Origin of the sequence: Pseudomonas cerasi, assembly GCF_027983475.1 — a bacterium.
Lineage (GTDB): Bacteria > Pseudomonadota > Gammaproteobacteria > Pseudomonadales > Pseudomonadaceae > Aquipseudomonas > Aquipseudomonas cerasi.
The window spans coordinates 609006-629417 of the sequence record NZ_JAQJVM010000002.1; the positions used below are offsets into that span (position 1 = coordinate 609006).

At 60.8% G+C, this 20412-nt stretch carries 19 protein-coding genes; 11 read left to right on the forward strand and 8 right to left on the reverse strand.

Annotation, left to right across the window (positions count from 1 at the left end; translation table 11 throughout):
* Positions 1-74: 74 nt before the first annotated feature.
* A complete protein-coding gene (gene recQ / locus PI739_RS11840) occupies positions 75-2204 on the reverse strand; it encodes a DNA helicase RecQ (protein ID WP_054082169.1) in 2130 nt (709 codons plus the stop codon).
* Between the two features lie 177 nt (positions 2205-2381).
* On the opposite strand from recQ, the gene PI739_RS11845 reads away from it, so the two are divergent.
* The gene (locus PI739_RS11845; protein WP_003314545.1) at positions 2382-2969 is read left to right on the forward strand and encodes a UPF0149 family protein; all 588 of its coding nucleotides are present in this window, start codon (positions 2382-2384) and stop codon (positions 2967-2969) included.
* 10 nt (positions 2970-2979) lie between these two features.
* Positions 2980-3393: a YbaN family protein gene (locus tag PI739_RS11850; protein WP_271351848.1), complete on the forward strand. Its 414-nt coding sequence runs from the start codon at positions 2980-2982 to the stop codon at positions 3391-3393.
* Between the two features lie 38 nt (positions 3394-3431).
* Here the strand turns inward: PI739_RS11850 and pap are convergent, their stop codons facing one another.
* Positions 3432-4928, reverse strand: a complete 1497-nt coding sequence (pap, locus tag PI739_RS11855; RefSeq protein ID WP_054082167.1) for a polyphosphate:AMP phosphotransferase — start codon at positions 4926-4928, stop codon at positions 3432-3434.
* 148 nt (positions 4929-5076) lie between these two features.
* Here pap and mnmC point away from each other — a divergent pair, with 148 nt between their 5' ends.
* The 4 genes from mnmC (at position 5077) to PI739_RS11875 (ending at position 11451) form a co-directional block, all read left to right on the forward strand.
* Positions 5077-7059 (forward strand): bifunctional tRNA (5-methylaminomethyl-2-thiouridine)(34)-methyltransferase MnmC2/FAD-dependent 5-carboxymethylaminomethyl-2-thiouridine(34) oxidoreductase MnmC1, encoded by a 1983-nt coding sequence (mnmC, locus tag PI739_RS11860; protein WP_054082166.1) that lies wholly within the window; start codon positions 5077-5079, stop codon positions 7057-7059.
* A 174-nt stretch (positions 7060-7233) separates the two neighbouring features.
* A complete protein-coding gene (locus PI739_RS11865) occupies positions 7234-7902 on the forward strand; it encodes an ABC transporter ATP-binding protein (protein ID WP_044309787.1) in 669 nt (222 codons plus the stop codon).
* On the forward strand, positions 7902-10382 hold the full coding sequence (locus PI739_RS11870) for an ABC transporter permease (RefSeq protein WP_054082165.1): 2481 nt from the start codon (positions 7902-7904) through the stop codon (positions 10380-10382). Before PI739_RS11865 ends, PI739_RS11870 begins: the two co-directional genes overlap by 1 nt.
* Complete coding sequence (locus PI739_RS11875; protein ID WP_054082164.1) at positions 10372-11451, forward strand: lipocalin-like domain-containing protein; 1080 nt, start codon at positions 10372-10374, stop codon at positions 11449-11451. Before PI739_RS11870 ends, PI739_RS11875 begins: the two co-directional genes overlap by 11 nt.
* Before the next feature lie 16 nt (positions 11452-11467).
* Here PI739_RS11875 and PI739_RS11880 read toward each other — a convergent pair whose 3' ends face one another.
* The gene (locus tag PI739_RS11880) at positions 11468-11872 is read right to left on the reverse strand and encodes a type II toxin-antitoxin system HicB family antitoxin (protein ID WP_024661723.1); all 405 of its coding nucleotides are present in this window, start codon (positions 11870-11872) and stop codon (positions 11468-11470) included.
* A 35-nt stretch (positions 11873-11907) separates the two neighbouring features.
* A complete protein-coding gene (locus PI739_RS11885) occupies positions 11908-12090 on the reverse strand; it encodes a type II toxin-antitoxin system HicA family toxin (RefSeq protein ID WP_054082163.1) in 183 nt (60 codons plus the stop codon).
* A gap of 283 nt (positions 12091-12373) precedes the next feature.
* Between PI739_RS11885 and PI739_RS11890 the strand changes: the two genes are divergently transcribed.
* The 4 genes from PI739_RS11890 to PI739_RS11905 all read left to right on the forward strand — a co-directional run bounded on the left by PI739_RS11890 (position 12374) and on the right by PI739_RS11905 (position 17469).
* Positions 12374-14146, forward strand: coding sequence for an N-acetylglutaminylglutamine amidotransferase (locus tag PI739_RS11890; protein WP_024661722.1), 1773 nt, complete (start codon positions 12374-12376; stop codon positions 14144-14146).
* 3 nt (positions 14147-14149) lie between these two features.
* Positions 14150-15898: an N-acetylglutaminylglutamine synthetase gene (gene ngg / locus PI739_RS11895; RefSeq protein ID WP_054082162.1), complete on the forward strand. Its 1749-nt coding sequence runs from the start codon at positions 14150-14152 to the stop codon at positions 15896-15898.
* A gap of 79 nt (positions 15899-15977) precedes the next feature.
* The gene (locus tag PI739_RS11900) at positions 15978-17174 is read left to right on the forward strand and encodes an osmoprotectant NAGGN system M42 family peptidase (RefSeq protein ID WP_271351850.1); all 1197 of its coding nucleotides are present in this window, start codon (positions 15978-15980) and stop codon (positions 17172-17174) included.
* A 67-nt stretch (positions 17175-17241) separates the two neighbouring features.
* A complete protein-coding gene (locus PI739_RS11905; RefSeq protein WP_003314533.1) occupies positions 17242-17469 on the forward strand; it encodes a YheU family protein in 228 nt (75 codons plus the stop codon).
* A gap of 78 nt (positions 17470-17547) precedes the next feature.
* Here PI739_RS11905 and csrA read toward each other — a convergent pair whose 3' ends face one another.
* From csrA to PI739_RS11925, 4 genes are all read right to left on the reverse strand, one after another.
* Positions 17548-17742 (reverse strand): carbon storage regulator CsrA, encoded by a 195-nt coding sequence (gene csrA, locus PI739_RS11910; protein ID WP_003363316.1) that lies wholly within the window; start codon positions 17740-17742, stop codon positions 17548-17550.
* A gap of 170 nt (positions 17743-17912) precedes the next feature.
* Positions 17913-18245 carry a YnfA family protein gene (locus PI739_RS11915; RefSeq protein WP_054082161.1) on the reverse strand — a complete coding sequence of 111 codons (333 nt, stop codon included), beginning with the start codon at positions 18243-18245 and terminating at the stop codon, positions 17913-17915.
* A gap of 305 nt (positions 18246-18550) precedes the next feature.
* Positions 18551-19366 (reverse strand): SDR family oxidoreductase, encoded by an 816-nt coding sequence (locus tag PI739_RS11920; RefSeq protein WP_003363320.1) that lies wholly within the window; start codon positions 19364-19366, stop codon positions 18551-18553.
* Positions 19367-19469: 103 nt separating this feature from the next.
* A complete protein-coding gene (locus PI739_RS11925) occupies positions 19470-19847 on the reverse strand; it encodes a DUF2784 domain-containing protein (RefSeq protein WP_003363321.1) in 378 nt (125 codons plus the stop codon).
* A gap of 315 nt (positions 19848-20162) precedes the next feature.
* Here PI739_RS11925 and PI739_RS11930 point away from each other — a divergent pair, with 315 nt between their 5' ends.
* Entirely contained in the window at positions 20163-20321 is a 159-nt protein-coding gene (locus PI739_RS11930; RefSeq protein ID WP_002552554.1) for a DUF3309 family protein, read from the forward strand.
* Positions 20322-20412 lie beyond the last annotated feature (91 nt).

The window sequence follows — 20412 nt, forward strand, 5'->3', positions numbered from 1 at the left end:
ACTAATTATTAGCGAGCTAAGCATGGTCCTTATGTTCAAGCAAGCACGGGACGGTGACGCTCCGCCGCACGCTGTTATACCTCAAACTCCGATTGCAGCGCTGCACGCACGCAATACAGCACGCCCTCAGGCACCCGCCCGGCGAACTGCTCGGCAATCGCCGACACCGTCGGCAGTTCTCCTTCGCCATCGAGAAAGGCGTCCTGCACCTCACCCAGCAGGTCCTCCGGCAAGTCCAGCGCCTGCTCGATGGATAACTGCTGCTTGCCGATGGCCTCGGCCAGCAGGGTGTAGACATTCTTTTCCGAGCACTGCAACTGCCCGGCGATCTGCGTCGGGGTCATGCCCGCGCGCGCCAGGCTGATCAGTTCATGACGCACATCGGCGACCACGCGTGGAGCCTCGGCCTTGCCACTGAGCACTTCAAGAAAGGCTTCGCCATAACGCTCCAGCTTGCGCGCGCCGACGCCGCTGACCTTGGCCATCTCGGCCATTGATCCGGGCTTGCTGCGTAGCATTTCCAGCAGGGTCGAGTCCGGAAAAATAACGTAAGGCGGGACGCCGTGCTCTTCAGCCAGCTTGCGGCGCAAGGCACGCAGGGCTTCCCACTGCTCGCGCTCTTCGCCACGCACCAGTTGACTGGCCGGGCTGCCGGAGCTGCTTCGCGACGTGGTTTGTGGTTTGAGGTCCTTGCGCAGTTCCAAAGAAACTTCGCCACGTAGCAGAGGGCGGCACGTCTCGCTGAGGCGCAGGCCGCCATAGCCTTCAAGGTCGATGTCCGCCAGACCACGCGCAACCAGCTGGCGGAACAGCGAGCGCCACTCGGCCTCGGTGCGCGCCTTGCCCACCCCGAATACCGACAGGTGCTGATGGCCGAAGCTCTCTACCTTGTCGTTGGACTTGCCGAGCAGCACGTCGACCAGATGACCGACGCCATAACGCTGGCCGGTCCGGTAGATGGCCGACAGCGCCTGACGCGCAGGTTCGGTGGCATCCCAGGTCTGCACGCCATCGACGCAGTTGTCGCAATGGCCGCACGGGTTGGGCATGTCTTCGTCGAAATAGGCCAGCAGGGTCTGTCGACGGCAACGGGTTTCTTCGCACAGGGCCAGCATGGCATCGAGCTTGTGCTGCTCCAGCCGCTTGTGACGTTCGTCGCCTTCGGAGTTCTGCAGCATCTGCTTGAGCATCAGCACGTCTTGCAGACCGTAGGCCATCCAGGCATCGGCGGGCAGACCGTCACGCCCTGCCCGGCCGGTTTCCTGGTAATAAGCCTCAAGCGATTTGGGCAGGTCCATGTGCGCCACGAAGCGCACGTTGGGCTTGTCGATGCCCATGCCGAACGCGATGGTGGCGACCATGATCAGCCCTTCCTCGTTGAGAAAGCGCTTCTGGTTGGCCGCTCGGGTTTCGGACGGCAGACCAGCGTGATAAGGCAAAGCAGGGTAGCCGTTTTCACTGAGGAAGACGGCGACCTCATCGACTTTCTTGCGCGACAGGCAATAGACGATACCGGCATCGCTGCGGCGCTCGGAAAGGAAAGCCAGCAGCTGTTTGCGCGGCTGTTCCTTGGGCACGATGCGATAGAAGATGTTGGGCCGGTCGAAGCTGGACAGAAAGCGCTCGGCGTTCTGCAGGTGCAGACGCGTGACGATTTCCTCCCGGGTGCGCTTGTCGGCGGTGGCGGTCAGCGCGATGCGCGGTACATCCGGAAACAGCTCGGCCAGTTGCCCCAGTTGCAGGTACTCAGGGCGGAAGTCATGGCCCCATTGCGACACGCAGTGCGCTTCGTCGATGGCAAACAGGGCGATCTTGAGGTTTTGCAGGAATGACAGCATGCGTGGCTGGACCAGACGCTCCGGGGCGAGGTACAGCATTTTGACTTCGCCCAGACGAATGCGATTGGCCAGGTCACGCTGCTGCTCGGCGCTGAGGGTCGAGTTGAGTGCAGCGGCCGACACGCCCAGTTCATCCAGCGTCGCAACCTGGTCGTCCATCAGCGCGATGAGTGGCGACACAACCACGCACAGCCCGTCACGCAACAGCCCCGGCACCTGAAAACACAGGGACTTGCCGCCACCGGTGGGCATCAGCACCAGCGCATCACCACCGCTGGCTACACGCTCAATAATGGCATCCTGGCGACCACGAAAGCTGTCGTAACCGAAGATGTCTTTAAGTACGCGTTGTGCCTGCTCAAGCATAAAAAACCCCGGAATATCCTGCTGCACTGCAAAACGGAGGAGTATACCCGAGCGCTCGGGAGCAATGGATGACTGGGACATGAGCGGTCGAAATTAACTGCAATTGGCCTGCGCGCTGGCGCCACGGACGCTCAGGGCCTAGAATCCAGCATCGTTTATTTTCAAGGTAGCGCTTCCATGTCCTTCGCTGAGCAATTAACCCGCCTGCAAGTCTTCCTCGATGCAGATGAACTGCACGAAGAAGCACTGGACTACGTGGCCGCGCATGGCTACCTGACCGCCTTGTCCATCTGCGCTGAAGAGGTGCCGGAGCGCGAGTGGATCGACGCACTGTTCTCCGAGCCGCCGCAGTACTCCAGCGAAGCGCAACAGACAGAAGTCGAAGCGACGCTGATTGCCCTCAAGGCACACATTGCCCGCCAGCTGGCTTCGGACGAAGAGTTCGAGCTGCCGTGCGATCTGGATCTGGGCGACGACCCGGATGATTCCGATCTGCGCGGCTGGTGCATCGGCTTCATGGAAGGCGTGTTCCTGCGTGAAAACGCTTGGTTCGAAAGTGCTGAGGAAGAAGTCAGCGAAATGCTCCTGCCGATCATGGTCGGTTCGGGTCTGTTCGACGAGCAGCCGGAGTTCGCCGACATCGCCCAGGACGCCAACCTGATGGACGACATGATCGTGCAGATCCCCGAAGCGCTGACCGCCCTGTACCTGCTCTGCCAGGCACCCGACGAAAAGCCGGCGATCCTCAAGCCCCGCCATCACTGAGTCGGCGCCTATGGCGCAAGGCTCACCGCGCACCAGCCGTCACAGAGCGGTGCGCTATCTGCTTGTAGCGGTAGGCTGGCTGAGCGTGATACTGGGCGTCGTCGGTATTTTCCTGCCGGTGCTGCCCACCACGCCCTTTCTGCTGCTGGCCGCTGCCTGCTTCGCGCGCAGCTCTCCGCGCTTCTACGACTGGCTGGTCAACCACCCGAAGCTCGGCCCGTGGATTCGTGATTACCTCGAAGGCAACGGCATACCGCTCAAGGGCAAGGTGTACGCCATCGGTCTGATGTGGCTCAGCATCAGCCTGTCCTGCTACCTGGTTCCATCACCCTGGGCACGAGTCTTCATGCTGACCAGCGCAGTGCTGGTGACGATCTATATCCTCAGGCAGAAGACGCGAGCACCGGACAGTTGCAAGAGGTAGCGCCGAGCAACGCCGACGCCACCGTAACACTCAGACCATCACTTCTTCTTGTCCTTGTCGAAGGCCGCTTCCAGCGCTTCGTTGAGGGTGCGTAACACCTTGACCCTGGCCCAGCGCTTGTCGTTGGCCTCAATCAATGTCCACGGCGCGATTTCGGTGCTGGTGCGATCCACCATGTCGCCGACTGCCTGGCGGTAGTCAGGCCATTTCTTGCGGTTGCGCCAGTCGTCCTCGGTGATCTTGTAGCGCTTGAAAGGGATCTTTTCGCGCTCCTTGAAGCGTTCCAGCTGGGTCTGCTGATCGATGGCCAACCAGAACTTGACCACCACAACGCCTGCGTCGGTGAGCTGCTCTTCGAAGTCATTGATTTCCGAGTAGGCGCGCTTCCAGTCCGACTCGCTGCAAAAGCCCTCGACGCGCTCGACCAGCACACGGCCGTACCATGAACGGTCAAAAATAGTGAATTTGCCGCGCGCCGGTATCTGCCGCCAGAAACGCCACAGATACGGTTGCGCGCGCTCGTCCTGGGTCGGCGCGGCGATCGGTACGATGGCGTATTGGCGCGGGTCCAGTGCCGCCGCAACGCGACGGATCGCACCGCCCTTGCCTGCCGCATCGTTGCCTTCGAACGCTGCCAGCAGCGCGTGGCTTTTCATGCGCTTGTCGCGCATGTTGCCGGACAGCCGCGCCTGCTCGGCAATCAACTGCTGCTGATAGTCGTCCTTGCTCAGGTTCAGGCTCAGGTCGAGGCTGTCGAGCAGCGTCAGCTCGTTACTGTGAATCGCCAGCGGCCCGACCGTCAGCGCAGCGGTCTCGGGCTCGGCCTTGTTCAGCGCGGCCTGCATGCCTTCCAGCAACAGGCGGCCGACGGTCAGGCTACGGTAGTTGGCGTCCACACCCTCGATCACATGCCAAGGGGCGTATTCGCGGCTGGTGCGACGCAGGACCCGTTCGCCGAAGCGCACGAACTTGTCGTAGGTCTTGGACTGCTGCCAGTCCAGCGGGCTGATGCGCCAGCTGTGCAGCGGATCATCCTTGAGGGTCTTGAGGCGCAGCTTCATCTGTTTTTTGGACAGGTGAAACCAGAACTTGAAGATCAGCGCGCCTTCATCGCAGAGCATCTTTTCCAATCGCTCGGCACCGCTGATGGCCTGATCGAGTACCGCGTCCTTGAAGCGACCATGAACCCGGTCCTGGAGCATCTGGCTGTACCAGTTGCCGAAGAAAATACCCATGCGGCCCTTGGCCGGCAATTGCCGCCAGTAACGCCAGACGGGCGGGTGAGCGAGTTCTTCGTCGGTCTGCTGATCGAAGGTGCGCACCTCGATCAGGCGCGGGTCCATCCACTCGCTGAGCAGTTTGACGGTCTCGCCCTTGCCTGCGCCTTCTATGCCGTTGATCAGCACGATGATCTGGCGACCGGCCTGCTCGTGCAGGTCTATCTGCGCTTCCAGCAAGGCTTCGCGCAATTGCGGCAACGCTGCCTCGTAAGTCTCATCGTCAATGGCATGACCGATTTCAGCGGATTCAAACATGCACAGCTCCTGATTGATGTTGGCTCAGAGAACGCCTGATGGAGATTGTGACCATTGATTGCAGGCATCGGTCAATCCGCACGTCCTTGATAGCACTTTTCTCTGCGCAGACGGCTAAAATGCCGCCACTGCCTCTGCCGAGCCCGACATGACCATTACCCGCCACGCCCAGATCGACTGGGACGAACACGGCAACCCGCGTTCCCGCGAATTTTCCGACGTGTACTTTTCCACCGAGTCCGGTCTGGACGAAACGCGCCATGTGTTTCTGGTGCAGAACGACCTGCGCCGACGCTTCACCGAATTGCCGGACGACGGCCGGTTGATCATTGGTGAAACCGGCTTCGGCACCGGGCTGAATTTCCTCTGTGCCTGGCAGTTGTTCGACGAGTGCGCGCCCGCCAATGCGCGCCTACAGTTCGTCAGCGTCGAGAAATACCCGCTGAGCCGCGCCGACCTGCAGCGTGCCTTGGCGTTGTGGCCAGAGCTGTCGCCGTTCGCGGGTCAATTGCTCGATCAATATGTGGCTGTGCATGAAGGCTTTCAGCGTCTGGTGTTCGCTGGCGGCCGTGTGACCCTGACGCTGCTGATTGGCGATGCGCTGCAGATGTTGCCGCAACTGGACGGGCAGATCGACGCCTGGTTTCTCGACGGTTTTGCGCCAGCGAAAAACCCGGAAATGTGGACCCCCGAGCTGTTTGCCGAACTGGCGCGCCTGTCCACATCGAGCACCACAATTGGCACCTTCACCAGCACCGGCTGGGTGCGCCGCTTGCTGAATGCGGCAGGTTTCAAGATGAAGCGCGTGCCTGGCATCGGCCATAAATGGGAAGTGCTGCGCGGCACTTTTATCGCCTGGCCAGAGGACGTGGCGCACCCACCTGCCGCCAAGCCCTGGTTCGCCCGCCCCGCGCCGATTGGCGGCGAGCGCAAAGCGCTGGTGATTGGCGCGGGGCTGGCCGGCTGCGCCACCGCGCAGAGTCTGGCGCAACGCGGTTGGCAGGTCAGCCTGCTGGAGCGCCACGCCGCGCCGGCACAGGAAGCATCCGGCAACCCGCAGGGCGTGCTGTACCTGAAACTGTCGGCGCAAGGTACAGCGCTGTCACAGTTGATCCTCAGTGGTTTCGGTCATACGCGAAGGCTGCTTGAACGCTTGCAGCGCGGCGTCGACTGGGACGCTTGCGGGGTGCTGCAACTGACCTTCGACGACAAGGAAGCGCTGCGTCAGAAACAGCTGGCCGATGCCTTCCCCGAATCACTCCTGCACCTGCTGGACCAGCCTGCGGCCGAAGCGCAGAGCGGCGTTGCGCTGAACAGTGGCGGGCTATTTTACCCCGAAGGCGGCTGGGTTCATCCGCCTGCGCTGTGTCACGCACAGGCCGCGCACGCCAATATCCGCCTGATCGCTCATCAGCAGGCATTGGAGCTGAGACGCGTCGATGATCAGTGGCAGGTCTGGAGTAACGAACAGTTGATCGACAGTGCTCCGGTCGTGGTGCTGGCCGGGGCAGCTGATATCCAGCAGTTTTCGCAGAGCGCCGACTTACCGCTCAAACGCATCCGCGGACAGATCACCCGTTTGCCGCAGACTCAGGCCAGCAAGGCATTGCGCAGCGTGGTGTGCGCCGAGGGTTATGTGGCTCCGGCGCGTCTGAGCGAACATACGCTGGGTGCCAGTTTCGATTTCAACAGCACTGACCTGACGCCGAACCTGGCCGATCATCTGGACAATCTGGGGCTGTTGCGGGAGATCTCGGAAGACCTCACTTCGCGCCTTGGGGCCGCCGATTTGGCGCACGAGCAATTGCAGGGGCGCGCGGCGTTTCGCTGCACCAGCCCGGATTACCTGCCCATCGTCGGCCCACTGGCCGACCGCAAGGCGTTCATGCAGGCCTATGCCGCGCTGGGCAAGGACGCACGTCAGGTGCCGGATATCGCCTGCCCGTGGCTGGACGGCCTGTACGTCAACAGCGGCCACGGTTCGCGCGGGCTGATCACCGCGCCGCTGTGTGGCGAACTGATCGCCGCCTGGCTCGATAACGAACCCCTGCCCCTGCCACGCAGCGTGGCCGAGGCCTGTCACCCCAACCGCTTTGCCTTGCGCGGGCTGATTCGCGGCGGCGGGAAGTAGCTTTATGATTGTCGTTCGGGAATGCTGGTCGCGACGCTCTGCGTAGCAAAGAGGACGCAGAGCGTCCTGAACGGCATGACGACGCGGAGCGTCGCACGATAGCTGATATCTGGTCGCGACGCGCTTGCGCTCAGGCGCTACTCTTTGAACTCAGTCAAGCATATAGAGCCGCTCATGCTGCAAGTGCGAAACGTATTCAAGCGCTACACCACGGCACAGGGACCGCTGGATGTCTTGCGTGGTGTCGATCTGCATCTGGCACAAGGCGAAAGCCTGGCGTTGATGGGTGAGTCCGGCAGTGGCAAGAGCACCTTGCTGCATTTGGTCGCGGGCCTGGATCAGGTCGACGATGGCAGCATCGAGGTAACAGGCCAGCGTCTGGACCTGATGAACGAAAGCCAGCTGGCCAACTGGCGGCGTACCGAGATCGGTCTGGTGTTTCAGCAGTTCAACCTGATCGGCAGCCTGAAGATAGCCGACAACCTGGCGTTTCAGGCACGACTGGCCGGGCGCGTAGATGCAGCCTGGCAGGCGCATTTGATCGAGCGCCTGGGTCTGGCCGCACTGCTGGATCGCTATCCCGAACAGCTCTCCGGCGGACAGCAGCAACGAGTGGCAATAGGCCGCGCGCTCGCCTCTCGACCCGGCCTGCTGCTGGCTGACGAACCCACCGGCAATCTCGACGAAGCCACCAGCGACGAGGTGCTGCAACTGCTGCTGGATATTCTCGCCGACAGCCCCACCAGCCTGCTGATGGTCACCCACAGCCCGCGCGTCGCGCAGCGCCTGTCGCGTAAAGTGGTACTGCATATGGGGCGTCTGGCTGACGAAGGCGAACGCTGATGCGGGTTTTCTATTGGACGCTGCGCGCCCTGCTGAGCCATTGGCGCCGTCATCCGGTGCAGTTTTTCAGTGTGCTGACCGGCTTGTGGCTGGCCACCGCGCTGCTTACCGGTGTGCAGGCGCTCAATAGCCAGGCGCGGGAAAGCTACCAGCGCGCCAGCCAGCTGATTGGCGGCGAGCCGCAGACCCGTATCGCCGCCAGCAGCGGCGGGCTGTTCCCGCAGGCATTGTTTATCGAGTTGCGCCGCGAAGGCTGGCCCGTATCGCCCATGCTGCAAGGCCGTATCGTGCTTCAAGGGCGCGAAGACCGTCGCCTGCAACTGATGGGTATCGAGCCGGTAACCTTGCCGACCGGCTCGGCACTGGCCGGGCAGACGCTGAACGCTGAACAGGTCGTGGACTTCCTCACGCCGCCGGGCATGACCTGGATTGCACCGCAGACCCTGCAAGCGCTGGGGCTCGAAGAAGGCCAGCAGCCGTTGACCGAAACCGGTGTTCCGCTGCCCCCCTTGCACGCCAAACCCGACATGGCGCCCGGCGTTTTGCTGACTGACATAGGCTTTGCGCAACCGTTGCTGGGCCAGCCGGGGCAATTGTCCGGAATGCTGCTGGCCAAGGATTTTGCCCGGCAGAACCCTGCGCTGCCGGCAGCCCTGAATGACCTGCTGGTGATCAAGAAAAGCGGCGAAGAAAACAATCTGGAGCGTCTCACCGAAAGCTTCCACCTCAATCTGAATGCGCTCGGGGTGCTGTCCTTCATCGTCGGCCTGTTCATTGTCCACGCGGCCATTGGCCTGGCCCTCGAACAGCGCCGTGGGCTGTTGCGTAACTTGCGTGCCTGTGGCGTCAGCGCACGCCTGTTGATCGCTGCGCTGGGAGTAGAGCTGGGCGCACTGGCCCTGTTGGGCGGTATTTTTGGTGTGGTCAGCGGCTACTTGCTGGCCAGCCTGTTATTGCCGGATGTCGCGGCCAGCCTGCGCGGCTTGTACGGCGCGGAGGTCGCTGGCCAGTTGAACCTCAGTCTGTGGTGGTGGCTGAGCGGTATCGGCCTGAGTCTGCTTGGCGCGTTGCTGGCCGGTGCCAACAGCCTGTTGCGGGCTGCGCGCCTGCCGGTGCTGGCGCTGGCCGATGCACAGGCATGGCAGCAAGCCCATGCACGCTGGTTGCAGCGTCAGGCGTGGGTGGCGGTGCTGGGCGTTGTGGTTGGCGTGAGCGCGCTGTCGTTCGGCACCAGTCTGATGCTGGGGTTTGTGATGATGTCCGCCCTGCTGCTCAGTGCCGCACTGGCCCTGCCGGTTTTACTGGACGCCATGCTTGGTGGTCTGTTGAAGCGCAGTCGCTCGGTGCTCGGGCAATGGTTTCTGGCGGATTGCCGTCAACAGTTGCCCGCCCTGAGTCTGGCGCTGATGGCCCTGTTGCTGGCGATGGCCGCGAACATCGGCGCAGGCAGCATGACGTCGGGTTTTCGTCAGACGTTCAACAGTTGGCTGGAGCAACGCCTGACCGCCGAACTGTATGTCAGCCCGCAGAATCCGGAGCAGGCCGAGCCGCTGAACACCTGGCTGAGCCAGCAACAGGATATCCGCGCCGTGCTGCCCAACTGGCAAGTGCCGGTGCAAGTCCAGGGCTGGCCAGCGGACCTGTTTGGCGTGATCGATCACGACACCTATCGCCAGCACTGGGCGTTGCTGGAATCCGTCGCCGGTGATCCGTGGAATCTGTTGCGCGATGAAGACACAGTCATGCTCAGCGAACAATTGGCCCGCCGCCTTCAACTGGGGCTGGAAGATACGCTGAATATCCCGGTGCCCACTGGCAAGTGGACCCCACGCATCGTCGGGATCTATGCCGACTATGGCAACCCCAAAGGCCATCTGCTGGTCAATGCCCGGCACCTGCTCGCCCACTGGCCGCAATCGATGCCGGTGCGTTTCAACCTGAGGGTCGATCAGGCGACAATCCCGTCGCTGGTCACCCGGCTGCAAGCGCGTTTCAAGCTGGACGACAATCACATCATCGATCAAAGCCAGCTCAAGGGCTGGTCGAGCCAGGTCTTTGAACGTACGTTTGCCGCCACTGCCGCACTCAACAGCCTGACACTGGGCGTGGCGGGCGTGGCGCTGTTCATCAGCCTGCTGACCCAGAGCCAGAGCCGCCTCGGGCAGCTCGCCCCGTTGTGGGCGCTGGGCGTCACGCGACGGCAATTGATGCTGCTCAACCTGGGGCAGACCTGGCTGCTGGCGGTCCTGACACTGGTGCTCGCGCTGCCACTGGGGCTGCTGCTGGCCTGGTGCCTGGATGCGGTGATCAACGTTCGCGCCTTTGGCTGGCGCCTGCCGCTGCAGGTGTTCCCGCTGCAACTGCTGCAATTGATGGCGCTGGCGATGCTGGCGACTTTGCTGGCCTCGGCCTGGCCGTTGCTGAGGCTGTACCGTAGTCGTCCAGCGGATCTAATCAGGACATTCGCCAATGAACAGTAAATGGCTGGTGCCGCTGGTCATCGCAGCGCTACTCACCGCTTGCGACGACAAACCGCAGCCTGAAAGCGGTTTCGCCGGTCTGGGCAATACGGCCGACAGCTATGCGCAGGTGACACCCGGCAAGGTCTTTTCATTCCCACAGGACCACGGCCAGCACCCCGGCTTTCGTATCGAGTGGTGGTACATCACCGCCACCCTCAAGGATGACGCGGGCCAGCAGTTCGGCGTGCAGTGGACGTTGTTTCGCAATGCCCTGCGCCCCGGCCAACAGACCGGCAGCGGCTGGAATGACGGCACGATCTGGCTGGGCCATGCGGCGGCGACTTCAAGCAGCGGCCATTATGTGGCGGAGCGTTATGCGCGCGGCGGTATCGGTCAGGCCGACGTGACACTGGCCCCCTTCTCGGCGCGGATTGATGACTGGGCCTTTACCAGCAATGTCCGCAGCGGTGATCCGCTGACTGCCATGCAACTGAAGGCCAGCGGCAAGGACTTTCGCTACGACCTGAACCTGACATCCAGCAAACCGCTGGTGCTGCAGGGTGAACAGGGCTACAGCCAGAAATCGGAGGCGGGCCAGGCGTCGTACTACTACAGCCAGCCCTTCTTCGACGCCAAAGGCAGCGTGGAAATACAAGGCAAGTCCTATCAGGTCACCGGCCACGCCTGGCTGGACCGGGAATGGAGCAGCCAGCCACTGACCGCCAACCAGAGCGGCTGGGACTGGTTTTCGCTGCAACTTGCAGATGGCGATCGCCTGATGCTCTATCGCATCCGCCACAAGAACGGCGCCCCCTACCTGACCGGTAACTGGATAAGCGCCGACGGCACTACCCGGATGCTGCACGCCAACGAGATCAGCCTGGAGCCATTAAAGGAAACCGTGATCGGCGAGCATAAAGTGCCCACCCGCTGGAGAGTCAGGGTCCCGGACCGAAACCTGGACATCACCACCGATGCGCTGAATCCGGCCGCCTGGATGGGCGTGAGTATTCCCTACTGGGAGGGGCCGGTGAGGTTCAGCGGGAGTCAGGAAGGCGTTGGGTATCTGGAGATGACCGGGTATTGAGCACTCCGATTAGCCGTCATGCCCGGCCCAGTTTTTCCAGCGCCGCGTCGGCCAGGAAGGTGGAACGACTCTTGATGCTGTGATCCCGTACATAGCGATCGATCTGCTTGATCACGAAACCAGGCAGTGTGACGTTGACCTTCTCCGTCTTACCAAGATAAGGCGTTACGTCAATCTCGATCATGCCCCAGCCCATTCCGGCGAAATCGGCATTCCTGGCGTGCTCGGCAACAGTGCCGGCCTTGGGTATGGTTCCACCACCAGCTGCTATTTCCTGAAGCATGATATGAGCAATCTCCACCGCCGCGGCGTGGGCTTCCTCGAACGTATCCCCTGCGGTTACGGCACCTGGGATATCGGGAATCTGGATACCAAACGCCGTGGTTTCGCTTCCCCATTCTATGCACATTGGATATTTCATTTTTTTCTCCAAAAGGGTATCAGGGCAAAACTGGACTAAACCAGCCCGGCAAGCTTTTTGATGGCCCGCACCGTTCCGAATGGCAAGTCTTTCTTGGGATGCGGTACGGGGACTGTCTGAAGTTTTTCAGGATGCTTGAAAATATGGTGACTGCCTGAAACACGATCCAGAATCCATCCATCTGCTTCAAGCTCCTTTATCAATTGCCTGCTCTGCACCCCCACCTCCAGTCATTCGACTTAAAAAATATAACCCTGGGCGCATGTTAAGACAATACAAAAAAGGCACCCAGAGTTATCTTTTTTATTCCTTCACAACTTATTTCGCGAAGACTAGCCTGTGGTTGCCTGGCTCGACGAGGGAGCCAGCCAATGCAGCCAAACCAGCTGAAAACAAACGCTTATAACTTTTTGATCTAAAACTACCATGCCCTCACTGGGTCAGTTTCTGGGTGACTGCACTTTCTCAGTCACCTCCCCAACGGAAACCCGGTAAGGACTTATGTGCGGATTAGCAGGTGAATTACGTTTCGACCATCAACCAGCGGACCTAGCCGCTGTTGAACGCATTACCCATGAGCTGGCGCCTCGCGGCCCGGATGCGTGGGGGTTTCATAGTCAGGGGCCAGTTGCCCTTGGTCATCGTCGCCTGAAAATCATGGACCTGTCGGATGGCTCGGCGCAGCCGATGATCGACAGCAATCTGGGCCTGTCCATGGCCTTCAACGGCGCGATCTACAACTTCCCTGAATTGCGTGCCGAGTTGGAAAGCCTTGGCTATCAGTTCCATTCCGGCGGTGACACCGAAGTGTTGCTCAAGGGCTATCACGCCTGGGGCGCAGACATGCTGCCCAAGCTCAATGGCATGTTCGCCTTTGCCATCTGGGAACGTGACAGCAAGAATCTGTTCATCGCCCGTGACCGCCTCGGCGTCAAGCCCTTGTATCTGTCGAAAACCGACAAGCGCCTGCGTTTCGCGTCCTCGCTGCCTGCCCTGCTCAAGGGTGGTGACATCAGCGGGATGCTTGATCCGGTGGCGCTCAACCATTACCTCAACTTCCACGCGGTGGTGCCTGCGCCGCGCACCTTGCTGGCCGGCGTCGAAAAACTTCCGCCAGCCAGCTGGATGCGTATCGACGCCAGCGGCAAGGTCGAACAGAAAGTCTGGTGGACCCTGCCCTACGGCCCGCACGAAGACGAGAAAAATCTCACCCTCGAAGACTGGCGCGACCGCGTACTGGACAGTACGCGTGAAGCGGTAGCGATCCGTCAGCGTGCTGCCGTGGACGTCGGTGTTCTGCTGTCCGGCGGCGTCGACTCGAGCATGCTGGTAGGTCTGCTGCGCGAAGTGGGTGTCGAGGACCTGTCGACCTTCTCTATCGGTTTCCAGGATGCCGGCGGCGAGCGTGGCGACGAATTTCAGTATTCCGACCTGATCGCCAAGCACTACGGCACGCGCCATCACCAGCTGCGTATCCAGGAACGTGAGATCATCGAGCAGTTGCCTGCGGCGTTCCGCGCCATGAGCGAACCGATGGTCAGCCACGACTGCATCGCCTTCTATCTGCTGTCACGTGAAGTGTCGAAACACTGCAAGGTGGTACAGAGCGGTCAGGGCGCTGATGAACTGTTCGCCGGTTACCACTGGTACCCGCAAGTCGACGGCGCGAGCGATCCGGTGGCGGCCTACCGCGACGCATTCGTCGACCGCAGCTACGCGGAATACGCCGAGACTGTGCAGCCGAAGTGGCGCACTGCCAATGACGCCGCCGGTGATTTCGTTCGCGATCACTTTGCCCAGCCAGGCGCCAGCGCCGCCGTCGACAAGGCCTTGCGCCTGGACAGCACGGTGATGCTGGTCGATGACCCGGTCAAACGTGTCGACAACATGACCATGGCCTGGGGCCTGGAAGCGCGCACGCCGTTCCTTGACTATCGTCTGGTCGAACTGTCGGCTCGCATCCCCGGCAAATTCAAGTTGCCCGACGGTGGCAAACAGGTGCTGAAAGAAGCTGCGCGCATGGTCATTCCTTCGGAAGTGATCGACCGCAAAAAAGGCTACTTCCCGGTGCCTGGCCTCAAACACTTGCAGGGCGACACGCTTAGCTGGGTGCGCGAGTTGCTGACCGACTCCAGTCAGGACCGCGGCCTGTTCAACCCTGCCATGGTCGACAAGCTGCTGACCAACCCCGAGGGCCAGCTCACGCCATTGCGCGGCTCCAAGCTGTGGCAACTGGCAGCGCTGAACCTGTGGCTCAGCGAACAGGGACTGTGATCGATGAAACAGAACGCGACGACTTATAGCCAGCGCCTGTTGCGCGGCCAGTCGCCCTCGTACGAACGTCTGCAGGCACGACTCGCTGAAGACGGCAGCCAGATAGATGCAGACCCTCTGGCGCTGCATTGTGGCTGGGGACGCTTGCTGATCGGTCATACCTACCCTGATCCGGCCGCGCTGGCTCAGGACCTGCTCAACGAAAAACCCGGCGAGCGCGACATCGCCCTGTACGTGGCAGCGCCGCAACAGGTGTTGGCGCAGTCGCCGCAGCAGTTGTTTCTCGACCCGTCGGACACGTTGCGCCTGTGGTTCAGCGATTACCGCCCGGCGCACCGTGTGTTTCGCGGCTACCGCATCCGCCGTGCGCACAATGAAAGTGACTGGCAGGCCATCAACAACCTGTATCTGGCGCGCGGCATGCTGCCCATCGACCCCGAGCTGCTGACCCCACGCCACGAAGGTGGCCCGGTGTATTGGGTGGCCGAGGATGAGGGCAGCAAAACGATCATCGGCAGCGTCATGGGCCTCAATCATCAAAAGGCCTTCAATGACCCGGAAAAAGGCAGCAGCCTCTGGTGCCTGGCCGTCGACCCGCAATGCACGCGTCCGGGCGTCGGCGAAGTACTGGTCCGGCACCTGATCGAGCATTTCATGAGTCGCGGCCTGAGCTACCTCGACCTGTCGGTGCTGCATGACAACGATCAGGCCAAGGCGCTGTACGCCAAATTGAATTTCCGCAATCTGCCGACCTTCGCCATCAAGCGCAAAAACGGAATTAACGAGTCATTGTTTCTCGGCCCTGGCCCGCAGGCGGACTTCAATCCGTACGCGCGGATCATTGTCGAGGAAGCCCACCGGCGCGGCATTGACGTGCAGGTGGATGATGCGGATGCCGGGCTGTTCACTCTCAGCTACGGCGGTCGTCGCATCCGCTGCCGCGAGTCGTTGAGTGATCTGACCAGCGCGGTGAGCATGACTCTGTGTCAGGACAAGAGCCTGACACATCGTGCCCTGAAGGCCGCCGGCCTGCGCTTGCCCGAACAGCAAAGGGCGGGCAACGCAGACGATAATCTGGCGTTTCTCGAAGCGCACGGGCAAATCGTGGTCAAGCCGCTGGACGGTGAACAAGGCCAGGGCGTGGCGGTTGATCTGCGTACTATCGAGGACGTGCAAGCCGCCATCGAACAGGCTCGTCAGTTCGATACTCGCGTGATCCTGGAAAGCTTTCACGAAGGCCTGGACTTGCGCATCGTGGTGATCGGCTTTCAGGTCGTGGCTGCGGCGATACGCCGTCCGGCTGAAATCATTGGTGATGGTCGCCACACCATCAAACAATTGATCGAAGCCCAAAGCCGACGCCGCGCCGCTGCAACGGATGGCGAAAGCCGCATTCCGATGGATCAGGAAACCGAGCGCACGGTGCGCGAGGCCGGTTTTGACTACGCCGATATTCTGCCGATGGATCAGCGCCTGGCCGTGCGCCGTGCCGCCAATCTGCACACCGGCGGATGCCTGGAAGATGTCACGGCCATTCTGCACCCGGTGCTCAGCGACGCAGCAGTACGTGCTGCACGGGCGCTGGATATCCCGGTCGTCGGTCTGGACCTGATGGTGCCGGCCGCCGATCAGCCTGAATATGTGTTCATCGAAGCCAATGAACGCGTAGGCCTTGCCAATCACGAACCACAACCCACCGCCGAACGTTTCGTCGATCTGTTGTTTCCGCACAGCCTGCCTGTGCATATCTGATCGCAGCTGCGGGCACGGCTGCAAATGGCGCATCAGCCTTTGCAGCCCGTGGCTTGCAACTGTTCCATGAGGAGCATCCATGACCCCTGCAAATATCCCCGATCCGGATCTGAAATACCTGCAGAAAGTTCTGTTGGAAATGCTCGCGATCCCAAGCCCTACCGGCTTTACCGACACTATTGTGCGTTACGTGGCCGAGCGCCTCGAAGAACTCGGCATCCCGTTCGAACTGACCCGCCGCGGCACGATTCGCGCCACGCTGAAGGGCAAGCAGAACAGCCCCGACCGGGCCGTATCGGCGCACCTGGACACCATTGGTGGCAGTGTTCGGGAAGTCAAAGACAACGGCCGCCTGGCGCTGGCTGCAGTCGGCTGCTGGTCGAGCCGCTTTGCCGAAGGCAGCCGGGTCAGCGTGTTCACCGACACCGGCGTAATCCGTGGCAGCGTTCTGCCGCTGATGGCTTCCGGACATGCGTTCAACACCGCCGTGGACGAAATGCCGATCAGTTGGGACCACGTCGAGCTGCGCCTGGATGCCTATTGCACCACCCGCGCCGACTGCGAATCACTGGGCATCGGCATCGGTGACTTCGTGGCTTTCGACCCGCTGCCGGAGTTCACCGAGAGCGGACACATCAGTGCCCGTCACCTGGATGACAAGGCCGGTGTGGCGGCACTGCTCGCCGCGCTGAAATCCATTGTCGACAGCGGTGCCGAGCCGTTGATCGATTGCCACCCGCTGTTCACCATCACCGAAGAAACCGGTACGGGCGCAGCCGGTGTGCTGCCTTGGGATGTGAGCGAATTCGTCGGCATCGACATTGCACCGGTTGCGCCGGGTCAACACTCCAGCGAGCACGCCGTCAGCGTGGCGATGCAGGACTCGGGCGGTCCTTACGACTACCACCTGTCTCGTCATCTGCTACGGCTGGGCGTGGACAACGAGCTGCCGGTGCGTCGTGACCTGTTCCGCTATTACTACAGTGATGCGCACTCGGCGGTGACCTCGGGGCATGACATCCGCACCGCCCTGCTGGCCTTCGGCTGTGACGCGACGCATGGCTACGAGCGCACGCATATCGACAGTCTGGCAGCGCTGAGCAAGTTGCTCGGTGCCTACATGCTCAGCCCACCGGTATTCGCCAGCGATGCCAAGCCTGCGCAGAGCTCGCTGGAGCGCTTCAGCCATCAGATCGAGCACGATGCGCAGATGGAATCCGATACCCGCGTGCCACCGGTCGACAGCCTGATCGGGCAGAATCGCGAAGAGAGTTGAGGCCCTGTGAATTGCGGTGCATGGCACCGCAGTTCTATCATCGCCGCTCATCGACACGAGAACCGCCATGCTGATCCCCTACGACCAACTGGAACCTGACACCCTCACTCGCCTGATCGAGGATTTCGTCACCCGTGAGGGCACCGATAATGGCGATGAAACACCGCTGCAAACCCGGGTACTGCGCGTGCGTCATGCGTTGACCAAGGGCCAGGCGGTGATCTTTTTCGACCTGGAGAGCCAGCAGTGTCAGCTGATGCTCAAGCACGACGTACCCAAGGAGTTTTTTGAATAACGCCACGGTGCCTTAGCCGGGTTTTCGACAGGCCGAGTCAGGTCATCTGCCCATAAGATCGCTTGCTGACAACGCCGCTCACTGAAGCGGCGTCGTTGCCTGTTGCGAAAGCGTCCTGGCAATGCGCTTGTAGACCTCGGCGCGGTGCACCTTGACGTCTTTCGGGGCATTGATCCCGAGCCTGACCTGATTGCCGTTGATCCCCAGAATCTGCACGGTGATGTCATCACCGATGGAAAACGTTTCGCCAATTTCCCGCATCAGTACCAGCATTTTTCCCACCCTTGCGTTGCGCAAAAGAGGCAGGGTGCATGGCGAAACGTGGCGCTTCAATGCACTGATGGCAAATCAGTAACGTCCTGCAACAGCACCGGAAAAGACTGAAGGAAACGTCTTACTTTCCGGCCAAATCCGTGGGAAATTTCGTTCGCGGCGGTGGTTACTCAGGAGGCAGACCAACGTGGCCCCAGCAGAATGATGGTCGCACCGAGGACGCAGAACGCCAGACCCAGCCAGTCCGTGCCCAGCGGCCTGACCCGCTCGACCAGCCCCAACCAGGCGATCGACGCAACAATGTAGATCCCGCCATACGCCGCATAGGCACGCCCCGCGTAAGCCGCCTCCACACGTGTCAGCAACAGTGCAAACAGCGTCAGGCTGACCAGCGCAGGAATCACCCACAGCGCGCTCTTGCCCTGGCGCAGCCATAGCCAGAAGGCATAGCAGCCGAATATCTCGAACAGGGCGGCGAGGAAGAACCACAGATAATTGAGCATGAAAGGTTCTCAGGACAGGGCTGAAAGATGCGCGCAACCCTACCAGAAAACCGTGCGGTCATGACCTTGATAACCTTGAACAGGCAACGCCGTATCCCCAAGAGGACGCGGAGCGTCCGGAAAGGCATGCGACGCGGAGCGTCGCACGATAGTTGCGGTTATCGTTCCCTACGCTCCAGCGTGGGAATGCAGATCGCGACGCGGAGCGTCGCACGATAGTTGAGGTGATCGTTCCCTACGCTCCAGCGTGGGAATTCAGGTCTCGACGCTCTGCGTCGCAAGAGGACGCGGAGCGTCCGGGCTAGTCAGGCATGCCCCTTTTGCGCCTTGGCGCGCATCTTGGCGCACATGACGGTCATTTCGTCATACATCGCCTGTGGCTGTTTGCGCTTCAGGTCCCAGGCCATACGGCCCTCTTCGTGGGGCAGGATCATGAATTCGCCTTCGCCCACCTGCCTGAAGATGTAGTCGGCGATATCTGCGGCGGTGATCGGCGACTTCTCCAGCAACCTGCCGATCTGCGCCTTCATCGCGGGCGTAGGGCCACGGAAGGAATCCAGCAGGTTGGTTTGAAAGAACGATGGGCAGACCACATGAACACCAACGCCCTGGTCATGCAGTTCGACCAGCAGGCTCTCGGAAAGCGCGACGACCCCGGCCTTGGCGACGTTGTAATTGCTCATCGCCGGGGCCTGCATCAGCGCTGCCATCGAGGCGATGTTGATGATCCGGCCCTTACTGGCCAGCAGCATTGGCAGGAACGCCTTGCAGCCTTTGACCACGCCCATCAGATTGATCGCAATCTGCCAGTCCCAGTCCTCCAGCGACAATTCGTTGAAGAAGCCACCGGAAGCGACACCCGCGTTGTTGACGATGATGTCGATACCGCCAAAGCGCTGTTCGCACGCTTGGGCAAACGCGGTGAGCTGGCTGTAGTCGCGAACGTCGCAACGCTGCACAAAACCGTCACCACCCACCTCGCGTACCAGCGCAAGGGTCTCCTGCAGGCCTGCATCGTTGACGTCCGACAGTGCCAGCCGCCACCCTTCGCGCGCCCAGCGCAGTGCAATTTCACGGCCCAGACCTGAGCCGGCGCCAGTAATCATGATGCGGTTTTGCATAGCCGAGAGCCTTGTGATGTGCAGGAGTTGCCTGAGTGTAATCACAGCGGAAGCGCCACAACCCCACCATCAAGACGCTGAATGCCTGGTGCAAACCGCAGCCCTATGAACGCCTCGCTCGTGTCACATACCGCACCAGCAACAGGCCATACACCGACACATTGAGCAGCACGACAATGCCGCCCAGCCAAAGCTGTATGCCCGGCGTAAGCCCGGCCGGGTAAATCAGCGGGATCAGATAATGCTCCACGAAGCCCCCGGTGTAGCCCTGCCCTCCAGCGTTGCTGCGCAGGGTGTTTTCCAGCGGTGTCAGCGGGCAATACAGGTGCAGAAACTCGACCGCTGTCCCCCAGGCCGCAGCAGGAACGTGCAGCAGTGCCAGCCAGGGCCTTCTCAATACCAGCAGTCCGCCGAACAGGACGAACACAATGAACAGTAGATGAAACACGACCACGGCATCCGCCGCCACTCGATAAATCATCACGGTGTCCTCTTGTGGGCCATGCCTCAGGTAGAAAGTTCACGCCGCGAGGAGACTTTCCAGGGTGTTTAGTTCAATGATTTTTAAGACTGAATCAAACGCATCAGGTCAAAAAAGACTGAGTTATTGTCAGACAAAAATGCGACAAACCCATGATTTTCAATGATTTTCAAATATGTAATAAATTATTAAAAATAGATCGAACCTTTCTCCGACGCCCAGAGTCCGATGAGTCAAGCAGGCAACTTCATACCGTCCGGCATGACGTTTCAACTGCATCTGTTAATTAACACTAATGTAAAGAGGGAACTCACCATGGGCATCGGCACTATTCTTATCATCGTTCTGATTCTGCTGCTAGTTGGCGGTTTGCCAGTATTCCCGCACTCGCGCAGCTGGGGCTACGGTCCGTCGGGCATCATCGGTACGATCCTGGTGATCCTGCTGATTCTGGTGTTGCTCGGCAAGATATGACCTGCTGCTCCACGCAGCAGCGCATGTAGCCAATAAAAACCCCGCTTTTTCAAGCGGGGTTTTTTATCGGCCATGAAAAAGCAGCCCGAAG

What these genes read in the sequence shown, in the direction of transcription:
- PI739_RS11875 (WP_054082164.1), top strand. Translation starts at nt 10,372, where the DNA reads ATGAACAGTAAATGGCTGGTGCCGCTGGTCATCGCAGCGCTACTCACC.
- PI739_RS11920 (WP_003363320.1), bottom strand. Translation starts at nt 19,366, where the DNA reads ATGCAAAACCGCATCATGATTACTGGCGCCGGCTCAGGTCTGGGCCGT.
- PI739_RS11880 (WP_024661723.1), bottom strand. Translation starts at nt 11,872, where the DNA reads ATGAAATATCCAATGTGCATAGAATGGGGAAGCGAAACCACGGCGTTT.
- pap (WP_054082167.1), bottom strand. Translation starts at nt 4,928, where the DNA reads ATGTTTGAATCCGCTGAAATCGGTCATGCCATTGACGATGAGACTTAC.
- PI739_RS11905 (WP_003314533.1), top strand. Translation starts at nt 17,242, where the DNA reads ATGCTGATCCCCTACGACCAACTGGAACCTGACACCCTCACTCGCCTG.
- PI739_RS11850 (WP_271351848.1), top strand. Translation starts at nt 2,980, where the DNA reads ATGGCGCAAGGCTCACCGCGCACCAGCCGTCACAGAGCGGTGCGCTAT.
- ngg (WP_054082162.1), top strand. Translation starts at nt 14,150, where the DNA reads ATGAAACAGAACGCGACGACTTATAGCCAGCGCCTGTTGCGCGGCCAG.
- csrA (WP_003363316.1), bottom strand. Translation starts at nt 17,742, where the DNA reads ATGCTGGTACTGATGCGGGAAATTGGCGAAACGTTTTCCATCGGTGAT.
- PI739_RS11870 (WP_054082165.1), top strand. Translation starts at nt 7,902, where the DNA reads ATGCGGGTTTTCTATTGGACGCTGCGCGCCCTGCTGAGCCATTGGCGC.
- PI739_RS11845 (WP_003314545.1), top strand. Translation starts at nt 2,382, where the DNA reads ATGTCCTTCGCTGAGCAATTAACCCGCCTGCAAGTCTTCCTCGATGCA.
- PI739_RS11930 (WP_002552554.1), top strand. Translation starts at nt 20,163, where the DNA reads ATGGGCATCGGCACTATTCTTATCATCGTTCTGATTCTGCTGCTAGTT.
- PI739_RS11925 (WP_003363321.1), bottom strand. Translation starts at nt 19,847, where the DNA reads ATGATTTATCGAGTGGCGGCGGATGCCGTGGTCGTGTTTCATCTACTG.
- recQ (WP_054082169.1), bottom strand. Translation starts at nt 2,204, where the DNA reads ATGCTTGAGCAGGCACAACGCGTACTTAAAGACATCTTCGGTTACGAC.
- PI739_RS11890 (WP_024661722.1), top strand. Translation starts at nt 12,374, where the DNA reads ATGTGCGGATTAGCAGGTGAATTACGTTTCGACCATCAACCAGCGGAC.
- PI739_RS11865 (WP_044309787.1), top strand. Translation starts at nt 7,234, where the DNA reads ATGCTGCAAGTGCGAAACGTATTCAAGCGCTACACCACGGCACAGGGA.
- PI739_RS11900 (WP_271351850.1), top strand. Translation starts at nt 15,978, where the DNA reads ATGACCCCTGCAAATATCCCCGATCCGGATCTGAAATACCTGCAGAAA.
- mnmC (WP_054082166.1), top strand. Translation starts at nt 5,077, where the DNA reads ATGACCATTACCCGCCACGCCCAGATCGACTGGGACGAACACGGCAAC.
- PI739_RS11915 (WP_054082161.1), bottom strand. Translation starts at nt 18,245, where the DNA reads ATGCTCAATTATCTGTGGTTCTTCCTCGCCGCCCTGTTCGAGATATTC.